Source organism: Marinomonas sp. G8-14 (genome assembly GCF_055808935.1).
This window is the reverse complement of record NZ_CM147891.1, coordinates 1,703,314-1,729,383: the sequence shown is the minus strand read 5'-3', so window position 1 is coordinate 1,729,383 and position 26,070 is coordinate 1,703,314. Positions and strand designations below refer to the sequence as shown.

Below are 26,070 nucleotides of genomic sequence, written 5' to 3'. Positions count from 1 at the left end.
AAGTGCTATTTATGGATTCGCTTTTAGTGGAACAAGTCTTTTATCAGCTTGATGCCTTGGTCTTGGCCGCCTTTGTTGTACGCATCTAATAACGCAGAACCCAAGATGGCAATATCGGCTTTGCCGGTTAGCTGTTCTATCTGTTCACGGTGACGTAAGCCAAATCCTACGCCCATGGGGGCGCTAGCATGAGTTTTAATTTCTGCTAGATAATCGTCCAGTACGTTCACCTTGCTCTTGCCTTCATGGACAGAGTGTCCAGTCACGCCAGATCGTGCAACACAATACAGGAAGCCACTTGCTTGGCCTGCCAGCATGGCTAAACGATCTTTTGGTGTCGCAGGCGTTACCAGCCAAACGGGATCGATGCCGTTGGCTTTACAAGCCGCTTGATAGGTTGCTGCTTGTTCAATTGGCAGGTCCGGTAGGATTAAGCCTAGAATATTTTCCTCTGCTGCGCGTTTGGCTAGCTTGTCTAAACCAAAGCGATACATGGGGTTTAGGTAGCTCATCAACACAATGCGGCTGTCAGGGAAGTTCTTTGCTAACTTGCCAAGCTGAGACAAGCACGTTTCTACATCCAATTTATGTTCTAGCGCTTTATGGCAGGCGGCAACAATGCTTGGGCCGTCGGCAACGGGATCGGAAAAAGGAAATTGCACTTCAATGAAATCGACGCCTTCCTGCATCAGTCTTTTCATCCAATCTAAGCTTTCCTCAACACTTGGGTAACCGTAAACCACATGCGTCATCGACAAAATAGGCTTTTGTTGGCGTTTCTGATGAATAAAATCCGCTAACTGGCTCATGCGTTTTGCTCCTTATGGTCAGCGTGGTTGGTTGGGTAAGAAGCAAGATAATCGGTCAAAAACTGCGGGAAGGTTTCGTCTTGCACCGCTTTTGCTACGTTAAAGATGTCTTTGTCACCGCGACCTGAAAGGTTGATGACAATCTTTGAGTCTTTTGGCAAGTTCGGTGCGTCTTTAAAAGCACCTGCTAATGCATGGGACGATTCTAGCGCAGGAATGATGCCTTCTTTTTTCAGTAGAAGAGTGCAAGCGGCAATCACGTCATCGTCCATGGCGTAGGTCATCTTGATGCGACCAATTTCCGCCAAATGGGCGATGATAGGGGAGACTCCAACATAGTCTAAACCCGCTGCGATAGAGTGTGTTTCTTGCAGCTGTCCAGCGTCATCTTGCAAAAACATGGTCGCAAAACCTTGTGCGATACCAGGCTGTCCAAGATTGTGAGATAAGCGAATAGAGTGCTCGCCAAGCTCCAAACCTTTGCCGCCCGCTTCGACGCCGACCATTTCCACGTCTTTGTCATCGAGGAAAGGCAGGAACAAACCACAAGCGTTTGAACCTCCACCAACACAAGCGTATAGGCGATCCAGGAATTGACCGAATTGTGTGATACTTTGCTCGCGCACTTCGTTGCCAATCACAGATTGAAAATAGGCCACCATTTCAGGGAAAGGCGCGCAACCACAGGAGGTGCCAATTAGGTAATGACTTTCTTCGTGGCTAGAAGACCAGTCACGTAGCGCTTCATCTAATGCATCCCGTAGAGTTTGTGCGCCAGTAGTGACGGGCACCACGGTTGCGCCAAGTTGTTTCATCCAGAAAACGTTTGGATACTGACGCTCAATGTCTTTTGCGCCCATGTAAATCGTACATTCAAGGCCCAAGCGTGCCGCGACAAGGGCAGTAGCGATACCATGCTGACCCGCGCCTGTTTCGGCAATCACGCGCTTTTTACCCATACGCTTAACCAACAAACCTTGGCCAATCACGTTGTTCATCTTGTGTGCGCCACTGTGGTTTAAATCTTCACGTTTAAGGTAAATTTGTGCGCCGCCAAAGTGTTCGGTCAAATTCGCACAAAACGTCAGTGGCGTAGGGCGGCCAGAAAACTGCTGCCATTGTTTATTCAGCTCAGCGAGAAACTCTGAGTCGTTTTTGGCTTCTTCGAACGCATGTAAAATTTGCTGTTGGCTCGAATAAAGGATTTCAGGAATATAGCTACCGCCGTATTGCCCGTAGAAACCGTTCTCGCTTTGCATGACTTGCTCCTAAATCTCTATTTATTTAACTATACCGTTTAGTTAATTTAATGCGATCATGAGTGTTCGTCAAGTGCTGTCGAACTTCTTTTTTATGTATAATCTACGAGTCGGGTTTGTGTTGGGTAAAGTGCTTGGTGGTTTTTGTAGGGCATTAGTGAAGCGTAATGTGCCGATTTTTGGTTTCTATACGGTAATTATTGTAAGACTAAGATTTTTAAGGGGTGACTCCCTTTAATTATTTGAGAGGACGTTATGGCAAGAGGAAGACCCAGTAAAAAAGCCCACATAGTAACCGTGGCATCAAGCTTGTTTACTGAGCAGGGTTATCAAAGTACCAGTATTGACCAAGTGGTATTGGCTGCCGCGGTGTCGAAACCGACGGTCTACAGTAATTTTCCAACCAAGCTTGTGTTGTGGGAAACCGTATTGATGTCACTCACCGAGCAAGCGCAAGTCAAAATGCAGGCACGTTTAGAAAAGTTGCAGACGAAAAAAGACGCGACTCTGATTTCTGGGTGGATTGTATTATGGGAGCTATGGATCAATAAACCAGAGCACCTTGCCGTGTATCGTATTTTACTGGGCGAGCAACATAAAATGGCAGCCTCTACCTTTGCTTTGTTTGCCGAATTTGAAGCGGTATTAGAGTCTACATTGCAGGTATGGGTTGCCCAATATTCTCTTTCGACGATGAATTTTTTTGCATTAAAAGCGGTAAGTAGAGAAGCGTTATTAATGCCTGCATTGATGAATCAGTCAATGATGAATAAGACGGACTTGATGCGTCAGCTTGATAGTTTGATGAAATAGCTGAACTTGATGTCGCCCTTTGTTCACCGAGCAATATCGTAGCACGACCTACACAAAACCATGTAGGTCGCGCCTTTAGGCCGACAAAAAGCCGATTACACAAACCAAGCCCTCGTCGCGCTAAAGGCGCGACCTTGTATCTCTTCTTGATGAGTGTTTAGCTAGCACTTATCGCATCGGGAAATCGGTGAGCCTCGTGCGCGACAAAACATATCCCTCATTAAACCGCTGCGCTTTGCTCTTCAATGACTTCTTCTACACGTCCTTTTTCTGCCCAGTACATAAGGCATATTGCTAGTGAACCCATAATTACGAAGCCGCCAGAGATTGGCATTAGGGTGTTGTTGTACATTTGGCCTATGACGGTGCCGATACTCATGGACATAATGGACGACACTGAACCAATAACAGCAGAGGCAATGCCTGCCACATGTCCCATGGGTTCCATTGCAAGAGAGTTGACATTACCGAACAACAAGCCAAAGCAGAAAAACAACACGGATGCGTAGACTAAGAACATCCATAAGCTGATGGTGACGAAAGCGTGTAAAGCAAAGAAGGCAATAGATGCAATAACAACAACGCAAATAGCACGGAAGGCGATGTATTTCGCACCGTGTTTTTCGACAATCCGTGAGTTAATCAGTGAAGAAAACCCAAGCACCAGAGCCAGCACGCCAAAGTAAAAAGCGAATAGGTTGCCCGTTTCAAATTGCACTTGGAAAATTTGCTGCGAGGAATTCAAATAGCCAATAAAGCTACCGAAGAACAATCCCATGCAAATGGTATAACTGGCGGTAATTCGATTCGTCACCACCTCTTTAAAGCCCTCGTAGAAACCTGTTCTTGTAAAAGGGATACGGTTGGATTTGGGTAAGGTTTCTTTTAAACGAAACGCAATCCAAACTATTAGACATACAGCGTAAACCAGATACATCTCGAAAATACCACGCCAGTCATCGACAAACATAATGGCTTGTCCAAGTGTGGGGGCAATGGCAGGAACCAAAACGAAAATCATCATTACTAATGACATGATACGAGCCATTTGCGCGCCGTGGTACAAGTCACGAACCAAAGAAATGGCGGAGATATATGGGCCTGCTACACCTAAACCTTGGATAAAGCGACCTAACATGAGCACTTCTAAACTGTCGGCTTGATAACAGACCACAGTGCCTACTAGGTACAAAGCAAAGCCGCTAAAGAGAATAGGGCGTCGACCTAAGGCGTCGGACAGTGGGCCACAAATCAGCTGGCCCATTGCTAAACCTAAAAACAACATGCTAATGAGCAATTGTGGTTGGTTTGCTGTCGCCGCGCCGAGCCTCGTCGCCAATAATGCCTAAAGCGGGCAGCAAAGCATCAATAGAGATGGCCGTGATAGACATTAACAAGGCAACTAGAAGGGTAAACTCCTTCGATCCCATGCCGGATGAAGAGGTATCGTTATGAGCATTTTCCATATGGTGTTCCTAAGAAAACATGACATTGTTGAGGTGGTGACTAAACGCACTCCTCAAATAATAGTCGAGCATTATACTCAGGCTTTGTGATAGCGAGTTTTCTGTTGTGTGCACAAAATGAGGAAATGTGTGCTTTCCCAAGGGAGGGGCAAAATAGACGCGTTTTGATAAAAATTCCGATATGTCTTTGTCTTGGTTAAAGCCATCTTTTAAAGCGTTTGTCGTGTAATTTTGTGTAATTGACATTTGTTTAACTTCGACTAACTTTAGTAAGGATTTTGTCAGTTTTTGATAGGGATTGAGAAAGCCAGCATTAAAAATAACGATGTAATTTATGGATACAAGGAATTTATCATGAAAAAAGAAGCGGCAGCATTATCACTTTCTGCGTTATCGACGGCACTGTTGGTGACCGTATTTGTTGCAACTCCCCAAAAAGCCTTGGCGTGTGCTACGGAACCTTATATCGGCTCTGTTTGTGTGATGGCAACCGATTACTGTCCGAGAGGATACAGTGTGGCGGCTGGACAAACAACTCTCATTTCTAATAACCAAGTGTTGTTTGCATTACTTGGTTATAATTTTGGTGGCGATAATAGAACTACTTTTGGTTACCCTGATTTGCGCGGTCGAGCGCCGATTGGCACAGGTCAAGGAGTAGGATTATCCGATTTTTATCTCGCTGACATGGTAGGTCAGGAGACGCGCTCATTAACTATTTCTCAAATGCCCAGACATAATCATTCCGCAACCTTTGTGCCTAGTGGTGGTGCCAATGCGGGATCAGCATCTGGAACCATCTCTTTACCCGTGACAGGGTCGGCAAAAATCGCGACCTCTGCTTCGGGTACAGGCTCAATAACGCCATTTGATCATGCTGTGTTGGGAAAAGCGGCACAGGGTTTGGGAGGCGTGACACTTTATAGCCCAGCGGGTACCACGGCAGATCTTCATATTGGGCCTGAGGGTGGGGTGACCGGAACAGCGACTGGGCCGGTATCTCTTCCTGTTAATTTAGCGGCTGGCGTAAATGGTACGGTCAATGTCGCTACTGCAGGTGGAAGCCAAGCCTTTTCTGTTGTCGCCCCTCGAATCGCCCTGACCTTCTGCATCGCTACGACAGGCATATACCCTTCTCGCCCATAATACCTTGAAGCAGTTTTGTTAAATTATTCGAATATTTTTGGTGTCAGAAATGACATTTTTTATGGTCTTATAAGGAACTTACCATGAAGAAAAAGACAGAAGCGTTATCCCTTTTTTCGTTATCTGGTGCATTGTTAGTGACCGCCTTTGCTGCTACATCACAAACAGCAGTTGCCTGCCCTACGGATCCATATCTTGGTTCTGTTTGTGTGACTGCCGCCTCTTATTGCCCTATAGGTTATGTTGCGGCGGCTGGGCAAACGAGTGCAATTAATGACAATCAAGCATTGTACTCCTTGCTAGGAACCAGATATGGCGGTGATGGTAGGAATACTTATGGTATTCCTGACTTACGTGGTAGAGCGCCGATTGGCACAGGTCAAGGACCAGGACTAACGAATTTCAATATCGCTGCTATGGTGGGGCAAGAAATACATACATTGGCTATTTCTCAAATGCCCAGGCATAACCATGCCGCAACCTTTGTTCCCAGTGGTGGTGCGAGCGCAGGGGTCGCATCTGGCACCATCTCCTTGCCTGTGAATGGGGCGGCAAAAATCGCGACCTCTTCTTCGAGTGCTGGTTCAATAACACCATCTGATCATGCTGTGCTGGGTAAAGCGGCACAGGGATTGGGAGGCGTGACACTTTATAGCCCAGCGGGTACCACGGCAGATCTTAATATTGGGCCTGAGGGCGGTGTGACTGGAACGGCCAGTGGGTCAGTGTCATTGGATGTTAATTTAGCGGCAGGCGTAAATGGTACGGTTGATCTAGGGTATACGGGGGGAATCCTATAGGAGGGCAAACCATCCCCTTTGCCGTTGTCGCTCCTCGGATCGCTTTGACTTTTTGCATTGCCACTGAGGGCTTGTATCCACAACGTCCATAGTGTTTGCAGCGGGGGGATTCAATCGAGTTGTCCCGCTTTTTGAGTCTTAAACTCTTACTCAGGGGTCTTAGGTATATAGGGGGCGGTGTGGCTTTTTAACTGGATGGTTGCCGAATATAAGTTTATGAATATTTTTTACTTACTTACTATCATCTTTGAACACACTTGATCTAAAATGGGTAAAGAAATTGCAAATTTTGAAAAGTGTTTTGCTTTTTAATATTGAGGCTGAAGGTTAGGGATATGGATGTTGTTTTCACTATTTCTTGTACAAAGGTAGGTTTCACACTTCTTTCGCTGAGCCGTTCGGTTCTGCTTATTTTTTCAATTCTGTATTTTCAAATTTTAGTGCTTTTTCATTAATTACATATTTAACCTGTTTCAGGAGTCGCTATGTTGTCTAGTGTGTTCTGTGTTCGTGTAACATTTGTTGTACTGATGGCCGCTGCTATCTCAGGTTGTGGCAAGTTTGCTTCTCAATCGTCTAGTGCAACGTTGGACTGCGATGATCGTTACACTCGTTGTGCAGTGCTTTCTGAACAACAGAATAAAGTAGAAAAGACCGTGCAAAATGAAGAGGTTCCCAGTGTTGCTTCCCCATTAATTATCTTGCCGCCTACTGTTGCCCCCATTTTATTTGATTTTGATCGTGCCACAGCAAGTCGTCTTGTGCTTGATGAAGCGGCGGCATTTTTGATTATGTATCCTGAGTCTCATCTTACCTTGCATGGTTATACCGATCCGATAGGGCAAGAGGCTTACAATCAGGCGTTGTCTTATCAGCGTGCGGCGTATGTTCGCGAGCGTTTATTAATGCTGGGGGTATCGGCTGCACAAATAAGCGTACAAGCGCATGGGGAAAGTGGCCTACTGGTGAAAGAAATACCGAATACTCAAGTCGTCTCTAAGGATGATTTGGTGAAGCAATATGCCGCAAATCGTCGCGTTGAGTTTGAATTTAGTCTGCCAAACACGACGACATTATCTAACTGATTTTAAATACATTATTCTAAGGAGAAATCATGGCTGTTCATCCTGTGTTTACTAAGACCATGTTTGCTAAAACAGCAGTGGCCATTCTTGTTGCGACTGCGGTAGCAGGTTGTTCGGTCTCTCCCTCGCGCTTGAGTGACAATGATGTCATGGCGAATGCGGTTGAGAACCAAACCTTGTTAGCAGAGGATTTTGCACCGGTTACTCAGGCTATTGATCTTAATGAAGCCTTCGCTCGCACCATTAAGCATAATCGTGATGCACGCTTAAAGGCGTTTGAAGCGGTTGTGTCACAGGGACAGTTAGCAGTCGATCAGTTTGATATGTTGCCTGATTTGGCGGTTCGAGCGGGTTACGCCTATCGCAATAACTATGCGGCGTCAGCGTCAGTGAGTTTTATCGGTGATAAGCCTGCGGCTTTAGGCTCTAACCCAAGTTATTCTGTGTCCTCGGACAAAAGTACCTTTACTGGCAGTGTGGGTGCCACATGGGATGTACTGGATTTTGGTTTGTCGTATTTTAGAGCTAAGCAGCAGGCCGACCGTTTCCTGATTTCTAAAGAGCGGGAACGCAAAGTAGTGCAGACCATTATGCAGCAGACGCGTAATGCCTATTACCGTGCGGTGTCAGCTGAGCGTTTGCTGGCTAAAATTGATCCCCTTATTATCCAGTCTCGCGCCGCGTTAGCGGACTCGGCTCGTATCGAACAAATGCGCGCTCAGTCGCCTATGGAAGCGTTAACCTACCAAAGAGCGTTATTAGAATCGCTTCGCACCTTGCAGGACTTGCGCAAAGACTTAATGCCAGCAAAGGCAGAATTGGCGACGTTAATGGGTCTAAATCCAGCAGAAAGTTTTGAGTTGGCCGATGTTGGTACACCGGATTTCCAAGTGCCTGAATTAGATTTGGATATCAGCACGATGGAGCGCACGGCTTTGGTTCGTCGTCCTGAATTGATTGAAGCTCAATATCAAGAACGTATCACTAAAGAAGAAGTGAGTTCCGCCTTTTTGACCTTGTTTCCAAGTCTAAGTTTAAGTGCAGGTCTAAACTACGACGGTTCCGACTACCTAAAAAACAATGATTGGGCGAGTGCCGGTGTCGGCGTGAACTGGAATTTAATGAATGTTTTTCGTTACGGCAAAATTGATCAGCTTAATAACTTAAAAATGGCCGCGACAAAGCAGCAAGCGTTAGCGGTTTCTATGGCGGTCATATCTCAGGTGCATATTGCCAATATTGAGTACGCCGAAGCGCAGAACTCCTATGATTTAGCAACTAACTATTTAGACGTGGCGAATCGTATTCAAGATCAAATTCAGTCAAGTCGTGTCGCCCAGAATGTCGGTGAGTTGACGGTTATTAGTGAACAAGTGAATGCCTTGTTGGCGGAGTTGCGCCGTGATGTGGCTTATGCTGATTTGCAGAATAGCTTTGGTAAAATTTTAGTGTCTATGGGCTTAGACCCTCTACCGAATGGTTTTGGCGGCATGAAATTAGAAGAGCTTGCGAATGCGTTTGATTCTATGTTCGGTCGTTGGTCACAAGGTGATATAGAAGCCGTGAGTGAAGAACAAATGCAAGCCGCTTATTTGGCTAAACAAGCAGCTGAGAAAGAGGGCTAGGTTATGTTGTGTAAAGTGGGCGTCGTTGCTGTGGCCATGCTGTTAGCGAATCCGCTGATGGCAGAGACGCTCAATGCCCGAGGTCTGCTTGTGGCAACACACAGTGCGACGTTATCCAGTGAATTAGCGGCCTTAGTGGTGGGGTTGCCTAAAAGAATGGGTGAATCTTTTAAACAAGGTGAAACACTGGTGGCGTTAGACTGTCGTTTGTTTGATGCCCAACAAGAGAAAGTCTCTGCTGAGGTCAAGGTTGCACAAATTCGTTTGGAAAACACCAAACAACTGAATCAGTTACGCTCAATCGGTACCCTTGAGGTGGCGATTGCTGAGTCGGAATTGCAAAAGGTAATGGCTGAGCAACGCATAGCGCAGCTTAATGTGGAACGTTGCAATATTAAAGCGCCATTTGATGGTGTCGTTGAGCAGGTTGACATTCATCGTTTTGAAGTTGTGCAGCAACAGCAAGCCCTGCTTAAAGTGGTGGGGCGCGCCCAGTTGGAAGCCGATATTATCGTGCCAGCTGAATGGATGGCTTGGTTAAAAGTGGGTAGAAAACTGCAGTTACAGGCTGAAGAAACACAGCATACCTTACAGGCGTTTGTTAGCCATATTGGTCCCAGTGTGGATCCAACCAGCCAAACGGTGCAAATACGCGCGACGATAAAGAGTGTACCGTCCAGTGTGTTACCTGGTATGAGTGTGTTGGCCATGTTTGATGAGGTTGCTTTTGGCAAATAGAAAAACAGAGTAATTAGTGTTTGCAGCGTTTCAATAATTAAATGGTTTTTTAGTCATAAAAGCCTATGGATGAATAGGCCACTAGGAAAATATACCCTTAGAGGTGGTGATCATGAAGAAGCAATATACCAACCAGTCAAGTAAGCAATCTACCAAAAAATCGTCACCCATTAATAAAAAGCAAGCGCGTAAACCGCTTATTTCGGCCCTAGAGCCTCGACTTTTACTGGATGGTGCCGCGGTTGCTACGGCGGTGGATATATTGACCGACTCTCAACTTCATGATGCGTTTCAAACCGACGCAAATCAGCAAGATACAGATACTTCTGTGGTGATGGCTCCCACTGAAGTCAGAGCGGCTGATCCCACCTTGAATAATGGTAAAAAAGAAGTGGTCTTTATTGAAGACAACGTGGCGGATTACCAGACACTGATAGACGGTATTGGTGCTGGAGTCGAAGTGGTATTGCTTGATTCCACTCAAGATGGCCTCGCGCAAATGGTACTATGGGCCGAGAGCAATAGTGACTTCGATGCGATTCACATCATCAGCCATGGTGCCGAAGGTCAGGTTAACCTAGGGGGATTTAGTCTAGACAATATTACCGTCAATACCCGTTCTGCTGATTTAGCCCAACTGGGCGCGGCATTAAATAAAGACGGTGATTTGCTGCTTTACGGCTGTGAGGTTGCGAGCGGTGAAGGGCAAGAATTTATTACTGCTTTAGCCCAAGCCACCCAAGCGGATGTGGCGGCGTCTGATGATTTGACTGGTGCGGCTGCGTTAGGCGGGGATTGGGATCTTGAAGCTTTTAGAGGTTCAGTAACGACTGAATCTGTCGTGAATGCGGTTAGTGCGACCAATTTTTCTGGCATTCTGGCGGATGCTACCCTTACATTTGAATCGGGCACAGGAAGCATCTCGGGGCAAAACACCACAGCGATGACTTTTACTGAATCCACAACCAGCACAGCATTCACTTTTACAGCCAAGCTGGTTGACGGCACCGACGACATCGTAACGTTGGGCAGCGTCTCTGGGCAAGCTCACAACGGGGAGGAGAGTGTTTACTTTGGCGTCAACGATCGGGTTGATACTGCAACCATGACCATCCAGAGTGGGGGAGTGTTTGATCTGATTTCGTTTAATCTGAGCAATCAGGGTTCAGGCTCCAGTAATGGTGACGATACATTCGATATCACCACCAGCAAAGGTGGGTCATTTACCACGGAGAGCATCTCTGTAGACTCATCTAATCTTACTTTGATTACGATGCCAACGACAGCAGATTTTCAGGGAATCACTTGGTTTACGATTTCCCCGCATACGGGCAATGCAGCCTATATGGAAATCGATGATATTGTATTAACTAATATTATTTCCTCTGTGAACACTGCCCCCACCATCACTGGTGCACCTTCAGATATTACCGTCACCGAAGACACTGCTTCCAATGTAGATTTGTCCGGCGTGACTGTTGCCGATAGCGATGGCGATAATCTTACTGTCACCTTGACCGCATCGGCTGGTACGTTAGCCGCTTCATCTGGTGGCAGTGTAACCGTGAGCGGTTCCGGCACAGGCATACTGACTCTCGCTGGCACAGCCGCTAACATCAATAGCTATTTAGATACCACGTCAAATGTCCAGTACACAGGTGCGAGCAACGCCAGTGGTGACAATGCGGCTACCTTAACAATTAAGGCAAATGACGGCACTGTGGATTCTAGTACGGCCACTGTGAATATTGATATTACCGCAGTTAACGATGCGCCGACTCTTTCCATCGCCGATGCCTCACAGGTTGAGGGCAATAATTCGTACAACTATATGACTTTCACGGTCACGCTCAGCGCTGCGTCGGATCAGACTGTGACAGTGAACTGGAGCACAGGCGATGGTACGGCCACTTCGGGCATAGATTATGCTAACAATGGCGACGTTCTGACCTTCGCTCCTGGTGAGACCAGTAAGACCTTCGACATCCTCCTCGGTTATGACACAGATTTTGATCCCAATGAGACCTTCACTATTACTCTGTCCGATGCGAGCAATGCCACCATTGCTGATGACACGGCAATTGGCACTATCATCAATGATGACCCAAATCCGAATCCGCCCGTCATCAATAATCTGGATGGCGATACACATGTCTGGTCTAATGGTACCTACACTTTTCTGGATGATTTTAATGGTTCAACCGGCATTGCTACAGTCACAAGTGTAGATAATAACTGGGACGGTGGTTCGTTGGTTATACAGCGTACTGCCACAGGCAGTACTGCAAGTGGTGCTTGGGATGGTGATAAATTTGACTTTAACAGTATTTATTATACCGCCACAGCAACAGATGCGACCAGCGGTACGCTGAAATTTTACAGTCAATCCGCAGGGCAGAGCTTTGCCAGTTACACCAATGTGAATGGTGTAATGACTATCACCTTTAACGCCAATGCCACCTCAGAAATGGTGGGCTGGATTTTCAGTGGTGTTACCTATCAAAACGATACACCAGCGGGCGATGTAAGTATTGGTTTTACTTTGACGGATGGCTCAGGTGGCACCACCACGGCGACGACAACAGTCACCAGCGATACTATCTACGTGACTAATACCGAAGACACCGCAACGATTGATGTGTCTGATGGCATTAGCTTCAGTGAAGCGGTGGCTATAGCAGCAGCTGACACTACTGGTACACAGACACTGGTGTTAAGCAGCGCGTTTAGTGGTACCACACTGGCGGATGATTTAGCGATTAATGAAAGCTTGATCATTGACGCGGATGCAACCAGCAACGTCAGTATCTCCGGCAGCACCATAACGTTGGCAGCAGATACAACCTTGACCTTAACGAACGGCAGCAATGATAATCTCAATATTTCCAGCGACGTTTATGGATCAGGAAATATAGCCAAAACTGGCGACGGTAAGCTGACGTTATCAGGTAGTAACTCCTATGAGGGTGCAACTACAGTAACGGGTGGTACCTTGTCTATTTCCAGTGATAGCAACCTAGGCAGCGGTCAATTAACCCTTAATGGCGGTACGTTAAACTTAGCTACATTTAACGGTACCCTGGATAATGACATCGTTCTGGGAGCGTCTGGCGGAACTGTCAGTGTTACCAATGGCGGTACGGCGGTGATATCCGGTGTCATTAGTGGCGATGGTAATCTGAGTAAAACGGGTGGCGTAAAACTCACCTTATCTGGCAACAATACGTATACAGGCACAACTTCAATTGCTGGCGTTGGTGGTTTGAGTATTACCGGTGACAGTAACCTCGGTAGTGGTCAGGTGATTCTGCAAACGGCAAACACTGTACTGACGATTACGGGTGAGACTACGATTGATAATGCGATCAACGTCAATGAGGATGCCACTATTTCGGCTCCAAATTGGAATCCGGTCACGTTATCTGGCGCGGTATCTGGCTCAGGCGCGATAACCAAAGTGGGTAACGGAACACTGACATTATCAGGAAGCAATACCCATACTGGTGCAGTGACAGTTGCTGAGGGAACGTTAGCTTTATCAGGCGGCAGTTCTATTGGCGATGACAGTGCAGTAACAGTCAATAGTGGCGCTACTTTGAGTCTGATCGGTGGTAACGAGACTATAGGATCCTTGTCAGGATCGGGTGCGGTTTCACTGACCTATGGACTAACAGTGGGCAATGCCAGCAGTACAACGTTCTCTGGTGTGATTTCCTCAACGAACACCAGCGGTATCACTAAGGTCGGTTCAGGCACACTGACCCTCGGTGGCGCCAATACCTATACCGGTAGCACAACGGTAGCGGCAGGTACCTTGTCTATTTCCAGTGATAATAATCTGGGTACGGGCGACGTTATCCTGAGTGGCGGTGCCACTTTTGACACAGCGAATTCAATACTCACTATTGATAATGATTTTAAGATTGAAACCGGCGGTGTCACTTTTAACCAGACTGGCAGTGGGCACCTCACGCTTTCTGGTGATATAGCAGGTGATGGGAAGTTGATTAAGGCAGGATTGGGTACTATGACCCTATCTGCTAACTACGATTCCTTTGGGGGTGGTGTACAAATCAATAATGGTACCCTTAACGCTAAGGCATCGACTGATGGCCTGGGTTACGGAGCTGTGACCTTGGCTGGTGGAACACTTGCGTTTAGCGATGCTGGCACCGTTGGTAACGATATAACAGTCAGTAATGATGCGACGATTTCTAATAGCACGGATGTCACGTTATCTGGCATGGTGTCTGGCACAGGTACGTTAACTAAATCGGCCAACGGCACCTTGACGCTCAGCAACAGTAACAACTCCGGCGCGACAGGTGGTTTGACTGTAAGTGCCGGCGTGGTCGATGTAGCTACCGACGGCATGCTGCTAGGCGGCACGGTAACATTGAGCGGCGGTAAACTTCAGGTGACTGGTAACCAGACATACGACAACAATATTGTTCTGGTTGGGACCGCTGAGATTACGACGCTTAGCGGAAGTGGCGGCGTAGAAGCATTCTTAACTGGTATCATCAGTGGAACTGGTGATCTGATTAAAAGCGGTAGTACCACATTAGTGCTATCAGGTGATAACACCTACAGCGGAACGACAACAATAGCCCAAGGCGGCCTTCAAGCGAATCATGCCAATGCTCTTGGCAGCACCGTGGGCGGCACAGTGGTGAGTAGCGGCGCATCTTTAGCTCTTTCTGATGTATCTATTGCCGAGAATGTAAGTATTATCGGGACTGGAGTTGGCAACCTTGGAGCCTTACTGAGCGTAGGGACTAGCAGCAGCAGCGGTACTGTCACACTTGCAGGCAATTCGTCGATCGGCGTACTGTCGGGCAGTTTAACTATCAGCGGAACTATAAGTGACGGCTCTTCCAGTTTCAGCCTAACCAAGGTTCGAACAGGTTCTTTAGTGCTGAGTGGCGACAACAGCTATGACGGTGGCACTGTGGTATCGGGTGGTGAATTATCCGTTACCGGTGATTCGAATCTTGGGACAGGTGCGCTGACACTAAATTCAGGTACGTTATTTGTAACGGGCGATGGCGCGAATATTGATAATGCCATTTCTATATTGTCTAACGGAGGCGTTGTCAAAGTTGATACTGGCGTCGCCGCCACTTTATCAGGCATTGTTTCAGGTACGGGAGCCTTGACGAAAGCAGGTGCAGGCGTTTTAACCTTGAGTGCAACCAACACCTATGACGGAGCTACCAGTATTACTTCGGGAACTTTAAGCATAACCGGTGATAGCAATCTGGGTTCAGATACGGTAATGCTGAATGGCGGCACTCTGTCGGTGACAGGTAGCGGCGTGACTATTGACAATGCGTTCGCCATTGGCAGCAACGGAGGTACAGTCAACTTTGCCAATGCCGCCACTTTATCTGGTGCTGTTTCTGGCACAGGTGTGTTAACCAAAGCGGGTACAGGTGTGCTTACCTTATCCGGCGATAATGCCAACTACTCCGGTAATATTGCCCTCGATGAGGGTGTCATTATCGCCGCTCACAATAATGCCTTGGGTAACACTACAGGCTCGACAACAGTGGCTAGCGGTAGCACGTTGCGCGTTGGGAACGGCTTAACTATTGCCGAGAATCTTACTATTAGTGGTGTAGGTATCAATTCTGCCTATGGTGCTCTAAAAATCAATGAAGGGACTGGTTCAGCCACTGTGACCGGTGATATTACCCTGGCTGCTGACAGTCTGATAGGCGCATTTAATGCGGGTGATAGTCTGACGTTAAGCGGGGTTATTTCAGGTGATTTTGACTTGACCAAAGTGGGCGCGGGTACGTTATCTCTTTCTGGTACAAACACCTATACAGGGACGACGAATGTCAACGCTGGCAAATTAGCTATTTCCGCAGCCAGTAACCTGAGCCGTGCGGATATTACTTTGACAACTTCAACATTGGTGTCTACAGCCGATATTACTTTATCGAATAATATTGTCTTAGCGGGTACTTCTGGCTCTGTCGATGTGGCTTCAGGTAAAACATTGGCCCTAACAGGGACGATTTCAGGCACAGTCGGACTCAATAAAAGCGGAACGGGTACGCTGACGTTATCTGGTAATAACAGCTACCAAGGCATGACGAATATTCTTGGTGGTACCGTTGTCGCGGCCCATGATAATGCTTTAGGTTCCACGGCGGGTATGGGTATGACATTGTTGTATTCAGGTAACTCTTTGGTGTTGAGCGATGGCGTCACACTGGCTGAAAACCTGACTATCATGGGTACTGGCGTTGATGGTAATGGCGCTCTACAGTTGCTTAGTGGAACAGCTGCTTTGACGGGGAGTGTAGCGCTGAGCAATGCCTCAATTAATGTCTCCGGCACTAACTTAACTATCGATGGCGTCGTAAGTGGTTCTAATAGCATTACCAAAACTGGGACAGGTGTTTTAACCTTGTCTGGTACCAATACCTACACAGGTTCAACGACTATTAATGGCGGTACTTTAACTGTCACGGGTATCATGAATGGTTCAGGTGCTGGGGTTGTCACCGTAAACGCTGGCACACTTGAGGGTACAGGCACAATTAACAGCGCTGTTGTGGTGAATGAAGGAGCTACATTGTCGGCTGGCGTTGCTGCGAATACAGGAACACTGACGATTAATGGTAATGTGACATTTGATGACGGGGCTTTGTCAGCCACTATTAACAGCGCCAATGACTACGATAAGGTAGTGGTAAACGGTGCAGTTGATCTGCTTAATAACTCGACTTTATCGCTTTCTGGTGATTATGTTGTACCAGCGGCTGCAGAAGCTCAGAGTTTTGAACTGCTTAGTAATGATGGTTCAGATGCGATTATTGGCAGTTTCTCTAGCCTCACTGAAGGTACCGCTAAGACATTCAACGGTGTCGATTTAGCGACATCTTACGTCGGTAGCACAGGTAATGATTTCCTATTGACGGGTCCAACCATCGCGAGTGTGATAGGCGTCTCGGCAACGACCGACGATGGCCACTACAAAGTAGGTGATGAAATTGAGATTACCGTTACCTTTAGCAAGGCGGTGACGGTTGATATCACTAACGGTACCCCCCAACTTACCTTGGAAACGGGCACGATAGATCGTGCTGTGAGTTATACCTCTGGTTCTGGTACCAATATTCTGACCTTTGTTTATACCATCCAAGAAGGAGATACCAGCTCAGATCTGGATTATATCAGTACAGCGGCTTTATCTTTGAATGGTGGTACCATTAAAGATGGCACTAACAGCGCCATTTTGACTTTGCCAACACCTAATACCAGTAGCTCGTTGGCCGCTAATAAGGCGATTGTCATCGATACTACCGCACCAGATGCGCCAGGGGCGCCAGACCTGAAAGCATCAGATGATACTGGTTCTTCAAACAGCGATAACGTTACAAAAAATACATCAGGTTCATTCCGAGTGGCTGGTAGTGATGGCGACACTATTACTTTGTATGACACGGATGGTACAACAGTATTAGGAACTGGGACAGTAAGTTCTGGCTATGTAGACATTAGCGTGACCGATTTAACTTCTGGTACCCATATCTTAACCGCTAAAGCAACGGATGCGGCGGGTAACGTGAGCGTAGCCTCGTCTGGTTTAACGATCACGATTGATACCGCAGGTCCGATATTGTCTAGCTCGTCTCCTGCTGATGACGCAGTGCAAGTGACACAAAGCGGCGACATTATCCTGACTTTTGATGAAGACATTACTAAAGGCTACGACACGATTACGTTAGTCAATGTCACCACTGGTGAAACGGTTGAGACGTTTGATGTTCTGAATGGAGGCAATCTAACGTACTCCGGTAATACCTTGACGCTAAACCCGACCAATGATTTGGAGGAGGCCACTACTTACGCCATTCGAGTGGACGGCAATGCGGTACGTGACATCGCTGGTAATACGTATGCTGGTATCAGCGACGATACCACACTGAACTTCACCACTGGCGTGACCGACTCTGTGGCACCAACGTTCTTGTCGATTCAGCGCACCAGCGATGCGGTGATTACTGGCTCGACAACAAGTTTTACCTTAACGTTCAACGAAGCGGTGAATGTCACCGCAGCGGACTTTGTACTGGCGACAACGGGTTCCGTAGCTGGCACCATCGGTTCTATCTCGGGATCGGGTACGAATAGCATTACGGTGAATGTCACGGGCGTATCTGGTGTGGGATCACTTGGTTTGAATCTGGCCTCTGACCATGCCGTCAAAGACCTAGCGGGTAACATTTTAGCCACAGTGGAACCGGCGGACGATGAGGTCTACACCGTTGATACGGTAGCACCGACGTTAATCTCAATAAACCGCGTAGACAGTGCCATGACGAGATGCCGACTCCGTACAGTTTATCGCGGTGTTTAGCGAAACCGTAACAGATTTGGGTATTGATGATTTCGAATTAACCGGAACGGCAACCAACGGTGCAAGCATTAGTAGCGTCACGGGTACCGGCAATGGTTTTGTGATTACCGTTTCTGGTGTGACAGGCGATGGCACTTTGGGCGTGCAACTGAAATCTGCCGCGACCGTTACCGATATCGCTACAAATGCCTTAACGGCAACCACAGCCAGCGCCGTCACTGAGCAATATACGATAGACAACTCTGCACCGATGGCTACCGCGATTATCACGACAAATGCCGCCTTAAGTACGGCCGATTCGGTGACTTTTAACGTAACTTTTAGCGAAGCCGTTACCAATGTCAGCATGGATGATTTTGAAATTTCTGGTGATGTAACCGGCACTATTTCAGCCGTATCGGGTTCGGGTTCTTCTTATACCGTCACTGTTAGTAATATTGTCGGTGATGGTGCCCTTGGCTTGAACTTTAAGTCTGGCCAAAACATTACAGACATCGCTGGTAATGCGTTGGCTGGGACAGAACCGACAACGGACGAATCTTATACTATCGACAATACCTTACCGACTGTAACGTCTATCGGTCGTGGCATGGTCAATCAGGTAGCCGCTGGTACGGCAACGGATGTGGTCTTTACCGTGGTCTTTAATGAAACCGTGTCTGGCTTAGCAACGGGTGATTTTGCCGTCACGGGTAATGCGGCCAATACAGGTGTGAGCAGCGTTTCCAGTGCCGATGGTAAAGTGTTCACAGTTACGGTGAGTGGTGTCAATGGCAGCATTGGCCAAACGGTCGGATTGAGTTTCACTGGCTCCGTAAATGATACAGTTAATCAAGCTTCTGCAGCGCAATTTACCGCTGGCGAAAATTATACTATTGCAGGCACCTTACTAAATGAAGGCGCGTTAAGCCAAGCGCAGCTTGATGCCATTGTCGATCTAAACCGCGAAGGCACCTTGCTTGAGCAATCCGTTGCCGATGCCAAACAAGTGGTTATCATTGACTCCCGTGTGCCAGGCTTAGTCGAGCTAACCAAACAAGCGAATCCAGAAGCGGATATTTGGTTGTTGGATGGTTCACGCTCTGCCACCGAGCAAATTACCGAAATCCTTTCTAATTACAGTGACTTGGATGCGTTACACATTCTGTCCCACGGCGGTGTAGGCGAAATCTATCTTGGCGCAGAAACGGTTTCAGCGCAGGCTATCAACCAAAACAGCACTACTTACGCCGCCTGGGGCAACGCCCTAAGCGACAGTGGCGACATCTTACTCTACGGCTGTAACGTCGCCCAAGGCGACACGGGTATGGCTTTTATCAATCAACTTGCCCAAGTGACAGGTGCGGATATCGCGGCGTCTGATGATTTGACTGGTTCTGCGGTGCTTGGTGGGGATTGGGAATTGGAGAGGTCGGCTGGGAGTGTCGAAACGGCAACACTTGACGCCTCAGATTATTCTGGTGTGTTGACCACAGTGGGATCAAGTGTGGCTATTTCGGTGGGAGGTAGTGAGGTTATAGCAGCTAATCCTGTCAGTGCAGACGTTGAACATGATTTAAGTGGAGGAAATAACAATGCCCTTTTTGATGTAGACGCTGCGAACAGCACTATTACTATTACATATAGCAACTCTTTCGCAATGAGTATCAGCAGTTTTGATGCTGTGTTTTCTGGTGGTACCTTGGATCAGTTTACTAGTATAACTAGGACAGGGGGGACATCTCCTATTGCTGCTGATATTAGTGCTACCGTTAACGGCAAAACAATTACCTTTAACGTTCCAGTCGATCAACCAGGTGACGGTACTATTATTTTTACCTTTACCTCAACTGCGATTGGGGGTAATAACGCCCCCACCATCACTGGCGCACCTGCAGACATTACTGTCACTGAAGATACCGCTTCTAATGTAGATTTGTCTGGCGTGGTCTTTGCCGACAGCGATGGCGATAACCTTACGGTCACCTTGACCGCTTCGGCTGGCTCGTTAGCCGCTTCTTCTGGTGATAACGTGACAGTGAGCGGTTCCGGCACGGGAGTATTGACACTTTCTGGCTCCGCAGCCGATATTAATAGCTATTTAGATACCACGTCAAATGTCCAGTATACAGGTGCGAGCAACGCCAGTGGCGATAATGCCGTTACGCTCACTATTAAGGCGAATGACGGCACTGTGGATTCCAGTACGGCTATCGTCAATATTGATATTACGGCGGTTAACGATGCCCCGACCGATATTGCGTTGAGTGATACGACATACAGCCATTCAGAAGGCGCCACCAATATTGTGGTGGGTAGCTTCTCGGCTACCGATGCGGATACAGGTGAAAGCTTCACTTATGCTTTGGTATCGGGTTCAGGCGATACGAATAATGGGCTGTTCAATATCAACGGGGCTGATTTACGCGTGACTGATCGTGCGAATGTACCTGCGGGTACTTACAGCATTCGTGTACAGGTGAGTGATGGCGATGCCACATTTGAGAAATCGTTCAGCATTACGGTAAGTGATGATATTGCACCGACTATTAGCGAGGTGGTACCTGCTGACGATTCTACAGGGGTGTCGGTCGCGGACTCGATTCAGATCACTTTTGATGAGGGAGTGCAGTTAGGTAATACTGGTACCATTACCCTTTATGACATTACAGGCAATGGTGCGAATAGTTTGACCATTGACGTGGGCAACCACAATGGGCAGCTTTCTATTGTGGGTAATAAATTGACCATCAACCCAACGAATAATCTGATGGCGACCAATCAGTACGCCATTCAGATAACGGCGGGTGCGTTAACAGACAGTTCAAATAATGCTCTGGCGGCAGTAAGCGATACAACAAGTTATAACTTTACCACGGGTACGGTAGACACTACCGCGCCAACCGTGGCTATTGTTGATGTAACTTCACCAACTCAGCCTAATGCGAGCACAGTGGCGATTAATTTTAGTGAGCAAGTGGTTAATGTCGACATTAGCGATTTTAGCTTAACGAAAGATGGCGCGGCTGTTGACATCAGTGGTTTAGTGGTCGCTGGCAGTGGCAGTGCTTATTCCATAGATTTATCCAGTGTTACCGCCGTTGCTGGTATTTATGTGCTTACATTGAATACCTCTGATATCACTGATACTTCGGGAAATGCCTTGTCCGCTGGTGACAGCGAAACCTTTATCATCGACACCACGGCACCAACGGGCGTAGCGATTGTTCGTGCGGGCGCAGAGACTCAAAACGGCAGTGCAGCCACCTTTACCGCGGTATTCAGTGAAGCCGTGAGTGGGGTGGATGCGGCTGACTTTACGTTAACTGGCACTGCCGCTGGAGGCTCTATCACGAGTGTGACACAAGTTTCTGATTCGGTTTATACCATTACGGTGAATGGCGTTAGTAGTGATGGTACTTTGGGGGTAAATTTAAAAGACTCTGGAACAGGGATCACTGATACGGCGGGCAATGCGATAAGCGCTGGTGTGACAGGACAACAGGTTACTATAGATAATACAGGTCCAAGTGTTGTTGCGATTAACCGAGATGGTGCCGTGTTAACCACTGCAGACAGTGCAACCTATACGGTGACCTTTAATGAGGCCGTAACCGGTGTCGATGTTAGCGACTTTAGCTTGTCTGGTGGTGCAACGGGTACGGTTGCTTCGATAACAGGCTCAGGTCGTACTTATCAGGTCACCGTGAATAACATCAGTGGTGATGGTAGTCTTCGTCTTGACCTTAACGCTTCTGGTACGGGCATTACTGATACAGTGAGTAACGCCATCGGGGCTGGATTTACCTCTGGTGATACATTAACGATTGATAATACCGCCCCTGTTGTGACGGTCTCTCAAGCTTTTAATCTTGATGAAGGCATGGTGGCTGATACCGTTATCGGCCAAGTTAAAGCCACAGATACGAACGGAGTAAGTCAGTTCTCGATTCAATCGGGTAATGACAATGGCTACTTTGCGATTGACAATAATGGTGTCGTGACGCTTACCAGCGCGGGTGCGGCAGCGATTGATTATGAAACCGCGACCTCTTATACATTGAATATCGTGGCGACCGATGCCGTAGGGCAAGGATCCAGTGCAGCGGCAGTTACTATCTCTATTAACGATGTCAACGACAATGCGCCTGTGTTTAGCTCTGCTGCAACAGCGACTTTGGCTGAAAATACGGCGACGACAACCGTTGTTTATGATGCCAATGCCACCGATGCCGATAGCACTTCCGCCCATAACAGCGTGACTTATAGCTTAAAAGCGACGGATGATCACAGCGCCTTCACTATTGATTCAACGACTGGCGAAGTGAAACTGAAAGCCGCGGCTGACTACGAAACTAAGTCTTCTTACAGCTTTACGGTAATCGCCTCTGACGGTATGCGCACTACAGAAAAAACCGTGACTTTATCAATCACCGACGTGAATGAGTCGCCATCAGTCACTTCTGGGGCTACAGGCAGTGTGAATGAAAATGCCGCAATTGACACGGTGATTTACACCGCGACGGCCACGGATGTGGACGCGAATGACAGCTTGACTTACAGCCTAACGGGCGATGATGCGGCCTTGTTGGACATTAATGCGACAACGGGCGAAGTGACGTTGAAAGCGTCAGCCGATTACGAAACGAAAGCCAGCTATAGTTTTAATGTGGTCGCGACGGACAACGGCACAGGTAATCTGACCGATACGCAAGCGGTGGTTGTGAGCATCAATGATGTGAATGAAGCACCAGTGATGACGTCTGGAGCAACGGGCAGTGTGAATGAAAATGCCGCCATTAACACGGTGATTTACACGGCGACGGCCACGGATGTGGACGCGAATGACAGCTTGACTTACAGCCTCACGGGCGATGATGCGGCCTTGTTGGACATTAATGCGACAACGGGTGAAGTGACGTTGAAAGCGTCTGCGAACTATGAAACTAAAGCTAGCTACAGTTTCACTGTCGTGGCGACGGACAACGGCACTGGTAATCTGACCGATACGCAAGCGGTGGTTGTAAGCATCAATGATGTGAATGAAGCGCCATCAGTCACTTCTGGGGCTACGGGCAGTGTGAATGAAAATGCCGCAATTGACACGGTGATTTACACGGCGACGGCCACGGATGTGGACGCGAATGACAGTGTGACCTACAGCCTCACGGGCGATGATGCGGCCTTGTTGGACATTAATGCGACAACGGGCGAAGTGACGTTGAAAGCGTCTGCGAACTATGAAACTAAAGCTAGCTACAGTTTCACTGTCGTGGCGACGGACAACGGCACTGGTAATCTGACCGATACGCAAGCGGTGGTTGTAAGCATCAATGATGTGAATGAAGCACCGGTGATGACGTCTGGAGCAACGGGCAGTGTGAATGAAAATGCAGACGTGGCAACGGTGATTTACACCGCGACGGCCACGGATGTGGACGCGAATGACAGCTTGACTTACAGCCTAACGGGCGACGATGCGGCCTTGTTGGACATTAATGCGACAACGGGCGAAGTGACGTTGAAAGCGTCTGCGAACTATGAAACTAAAGCTAGCTACAGTTTCACTGTCGTGGCGACGGACAACGGCACTGGTAATCTGACCGATACGCAAGCGGTGGTTGTAAGCATCAATGATGTGAATGAAGCGCCATCAGTCACTTCTGGGGCTACGGGCAGTGTGAATGAAAATGCCGCAATTGACACGGTGATTTACACCGCGACGGCCACGGATGTGGACGCGAATGACAGCTTGACTTACAGCCTAACGGGCGACGATGCGGCCTTGTTGGACATTAATGCGACAACGGGCGAAGTGACGTTGAAAGCGTCTGCGAACTATGAAACTAAAGCCAGCTACAGTTTCACTGTCGTGGCGACGGACAATGGCACAGGTAATCTGACCGATACGCAAGCTGTGGTTGTGAGCATCAACGATGTGAATGAAGCGCCATCAGTCACTTCTGGAGCTACGGGCAGTGTGAATGAAAATGCCGCCATTAACACGGTGATTTACACGGCGACGGCCACGGATGTGGACGCGAATGACAGTGTGACCTACAGCCTAACGGGCGATGATGCGGCCTTGTTGGATATTAATGCGACAACGGGCGAAGTGACGTTGAAAGCGTCTGCGAACTATGAAACTAAAGCCAGCTACAGTTTCACTGTTGTGGCGACGGACAACGGCACAGGTAATCTGACCGATACGCAAGCGGTGGTTGTGAGCATCAATGATGTGAATGAAGCACCGGTGATGACGTCTGGAGCAACGGGCAGTGTGAATGAAAATGCCGCCATTAACACGGTGATTTACACGGCGACGGCCACGGATGTGGACGCGAATGACAGCTTGACTTACAGCCTCACGGGCGATGATGCGGCCTTGTTGGATATTAATGCGACAACGGGCGAAGTGACGTTGAAAGCGTCAGCCGATTACGAAACGAAAGCCAGCTATAGTTTTAATGTGGTCGCGACGGACAATGGAGCTAGTAACTTTAATTCAGGTAATTTAAGTGTTAGCCAAGCCGTTGTTGTGAGCATTAATGATTTGAATGATAACGCGCCAACGGTGAGTGCAGGTGTAGCGACAGCGACGCTTGTGGAAGCGGGCGGTGTCAATAATACCAATGCCGGTACGAATAGTGCGACCATAACGCTGACAAAGGGCGATGTCGATACGGTTGGTGTGGTTCGTTATGATGCTCAGTTTCTAGCGAATAGTGGCTGGACAACCACTGACAATGGACAAACTTATTCCAGAACGGGGACTTATGGTACTGCGACAATAACGACTTCTACAGACATTATTCGCTATGTTCTGAACAATAATGCGACTAGTACGCAAAGTTTGACGAGTGGGCAATCTGTTACAGATAGTTTTACGATTCAAATAACGGATGGCAATGCGACAGCAATAACCGCGGCGGTGTTTAACATCACGGGCGCCAACGATGCGCCAATCGTATCGGGTACTGTGGCGAATATGTCAGGAACGTCGGGTCAGATATTTACTCCTGTTACCTTACCAGCGAATTTATTTAGCGACCTTGACGCCAATGACCAGTTGGTATGGAGTATTGAGAATCTACCAACAGGCCTGGTGTTTAACGCCGCGACTCGCACTATATCTGGAACACCTCAGGGTGGTTTTGAAGGTATCAATACATTGCAGATTGTCGTTACTGATATCAATGGCGCTCAGGTTAAAGTACCGGTAACACTGACTTTGAATCCTGCGCCAGTGGTGGCAACTGCCAGTCCAGTGGTTGACGCGGCGCCAGCCGTACCTGTTCAAAACACCGGTTTTACGGCGCCTGATATCGTGACATCGTCTAGTGCTTTGCCAACGGGTGTGGTGGAAACGTCTGGAGGCTCAAGGGGCTTTACTGAGGTGACGGCATCGGCTGGCGCCAGTCCAGCTCAGTCTGTCGCTGAAGCGTCAGTAAACACACCAAATGTAGGACAAGCTACTGGCACAAATACGGTCGTGGTGTCTGAATCCCGAGTGGCTGTAAATGTGGGCGCCGATGGTCAGGTTCAGGTTACAGAAACCAGTGGTGCATCGACCAATACAACAGGCTTAACCGTGGCAACCATTGTTCCGCAAGGGGAGCGAGTTTCTATTACCATTGCGGATACGTCTACCGTTGCTCGATACAGTGGTACCTTGGCAGACGGGACACAGCTACCAGATTGGATTGAAATCAACCCAACAACGGGTGAAGTCACAATGACACCACCACCAGGGCAAGGTACGATTACGTTAAAAGTGAACGCGGTGGATGCTGATGGCAATGTGCGGATATTGGAGATAGAGGTGGATTTGGAACGTTTACCTCAAACAGCACCAGCGGACACAGTGACTAATGTAAGCCCTGTATTCATGTCGTTGGATGATCAATTGGCCGTTGCTGCGGAGCAGTACGATGATTACGGGAGCGGCTTGATGAAGCTGTTGGCTTCTTAAC

General features: G+C 47.9%; 12 protein-coding genes. 8 read left to right on the top strand and 4 right to left on the bottom strand.

Going from position 1 to position 26,070, the window contains the following annotated elements:
• Positions 1-23: 23 nt before the first annotated feature.
• Positions 24-809, bottom strand: a complete 786-nt coding sequence (gene trpA / locus AC0L6V_RS08840; RefSeq protein ID WP_409419681.1) for a tryptophan synthase subunit alpha — start codon at positions 807-809, stop codon at positions 24-26.
• On the bottom strand, positions 806-2,068 hold the full coding sequence (gene trpB / locus AC0L6V_RS08835) for a tryptophan synthase subunit beta (RefSeq protein WP_418138936.1): 1,263 nt from the start codon (positions 2,066-2,068) through the stop codon (positions 806-808). The genes trpA and trpB overlap by 4 nt, the downstream gene beginning before the upstream one ends.
• A 255-nt stretch (positions 2,069-2,323) precedes the next feature.
• On the opposite strand from trpB, the gene AC0L6V_RS08830 reads away from it, so the two are divergent.
• Entirely contained in the window at positions 2,324-2,881 is a 558-nt protein-coding gene (locus AC0L6V_RS08830) for a TetR/AcrR family transcriptional regulator (protein WP_265219161.1), read from the top strand.
• A 220-nt stretch (positions 2,882-3,101) separates the two neighbouring features.
• Here AC0L6V_RS08830 and AC0L6V_RS08825 read toward each other — a convergent pair whose 3' ends face one another.
• Both AC0L6V_RS08825 and AC0L6V_RS08820 read right to left on the bottom strand, forming a co-directional pair.
• Positions 3,102-4,145, bottom strand: coding sequence for a multidrug effflux MFS transporter (locus AC0L6V_RS08825; RefSeq protein ID WP_265219162.1), 1,044 nt, complete (start codon positions 4,143-4,145; stop codon positions 3,102-3,104).
• Between the two features lie 22 nt (positions 4,146-4,167).
• Positions 4,168-4,347: a hypothetical protein gene (locus tag AC0L6V_RS08820; protein ID WP_418138935.1), complete on the bottom strand. Its 180-nt coding sequence runs from the start codon at positions 4,345-4,347 to the stop codon at positions 4,168-4,170.
• A gap of 354 nt (positions 4,348-4,701) precedes the next feature.
• Between AC0L6V_RS08820 and AC0L6V_RS08815 the strand changes: the two genes are divergently transcribed.
• The 7 genes from AC0L6V_RS08815 to AC0L6V_RS08785 all read left to right on the top strand — a co-directional run bounded on the left by AC0L6V_RS08815 (position 4,702) and on the right by AC0L6V_RS08785 (position 26,069).
• Positions 4,702-5,493 (top strand): phage tail protein, encoded by a 792-nt coding sequence (locus tag AC0L6V_RS08815; protein WP_265219164.1) that lies wholly within the window; start codon positions 4,702-4,704, stop codon positions 5,491-5,493.
• Positions 5,494-5,576: 83 nt separating this feature from the next.
• Positions 5,577-6,293 (top strand): phage tail protein, encoded by a 717-nt coding sequence (locus AC0L6V_RS08810; protein WP_418138934.1) that lies wholly within the window; start codon positions 5,577-5,579, stop codon positions 6,291-6,293.
• Between the two features lie 485 nt (positions 6,294-6,778).
• Entirely contained in the window at positions 6,779-7,378 is a 600-nt protein-coding gene (locus tag AC0L6V_RS08805; protein ID WP_265219166.1) for an OmpA family protein, read from the top strand.
• A 29-nt stretch (positions 7,379-7,407) separates the two neighbouring features.
• Positions 7,408-9,003, top strand: coding sequence for a TolC family protein (locus AC0L6V_RS08800; RefSeq protein WP_265219167.1), 1,596 nt, complete (start codon positions 7,408-7,410; stop codon positions 9,001-9,003).
• A 3-nt stretch (positions 9,004-9,006) separates the two neighbouring features.
• A complete protein-coding gene (locus AC0L6V_RS08795; RefSeq protein WP_265219168.1) occupies positions 9,007-9,741 on the top strand; it encodes an efflux RND transporter periplasmic adaptor subunit in 735 nt (244 codons plus the stop codon).
• 112 nt (positions 9,742-9,853) lie between these two features.
• Positions 9,854-18,118: an autotransporter-associated beta strand repeat-containing protein gene (locus AC0L6V_RS08790; protein ID WP_418138933.1), complete on the top strand. Its 8,265-nt coding sequence runs from the start codon at positions 9,854-9,856 to the stop codon at positions 18,116-18,118.
• The gene (locus tag AC0L6V_RS08785; protein ID WP_418138932.1) at positions 18,111-26,069 is read left to right on the top strand and encodes a cadherin domain-containing protein; all 7,959 of its coding nucleotides are present in this window, start codon (positions 18,111-18,113) and stop codon (positions 26,067-26,069) included. Before AC0L6V_RS08790 ends, AC0L6V_RS08785 begins: the two co-directional genes overlap by 8 nt.
• Position 26,070: the final 1 nt, after the last annotated feature.

What these genes read in the sequence shown, in the direction of transcription:
- AC0L6V_RS08825 (WP_265219162.1), bottom strand. Translation starts at nt 4,145, where the DNA reads ATGGGCCAGCTGATTTGTGGCCCACTGTCCGACGCCTTAGGTCGACGC.
- AC0L6V_RS08805 (WP_265219166.1), top strand. Translation starts at nt 6,779, where the DNA reads ATGTTGTCTAGTGTGTTCTGTGTTCGTGTAACATTTGTTGTACTGATG.
- AC0L6V_RS08795 (WP_265219168.1), top strand. Translation starts at nt 9,007, where the DNA reads ATGTTGTGTAAAGTGGGCGTCGTTGCTGTGGCCATGCTGTTAGCGAAT.
- trpB (WP_418138936.1), bottom strand. Translation starts at nt 2,068, where the DNA reads ATGCAAAGCGAGAACGGTTTCTACGGGCAATACGGCGGTAGCTATATT.
- AC0L6V_RS08800 (WP_265219167.1), top strand. Translation starts at nt 7,408, where the DNA reads ATGGCTGTTCATCCTGTGTTTACTAAGACCATGTTTGCTAAAACAGCA.
- AC0L6V_RS08830 (WP_265219161.1), top strand. Translation starts at nt 2,324, where the DNA reads ATGGCAAGAGGAAGACCCAGTAAAAAAGCCCACATAGTAACCGTGGCA.
- AC0L6V_RS08810 (WP_418138934.1), top strand. Translation starts at nt 5,577, where the DNA reads ATGAAGAAAAAGACAGAAGCGTTATCCCTTTTTTCGTTATCTGGTGCA.
- AC0L6V_RS08820 (WP_418138935.1), bottom strand. Translation starts at nt 4,347, where the DNA reads ATGGAAAATGCTCATAACGATACCTCTTCATCCGGCATGGGATCGAAG.
- AC0L6V_RS08815 (WP_265219164.1), top strand. Translation starts at nt 4,702, where the DNA reads ATGAAAAAAGAAGCGGCAGCATTATCACTTTCTGCGTTATCGACGGCA.
- trpA (WP_409419681.1), bottom strand. Translation starts at nt 809, where the DNA reads ATGAGCCAGTTAGCGGATTTTATTCATCAGAAACGCCAACAAAAGCCT.
- AC0L6V_RS08790 (WP_418138933.1), top strand. Translation starts at nt 9,854, where the DNA reads ATGAAGAAGCAATATACCAACCAGTCAAGTAAGCAATCTACCAAAAAA.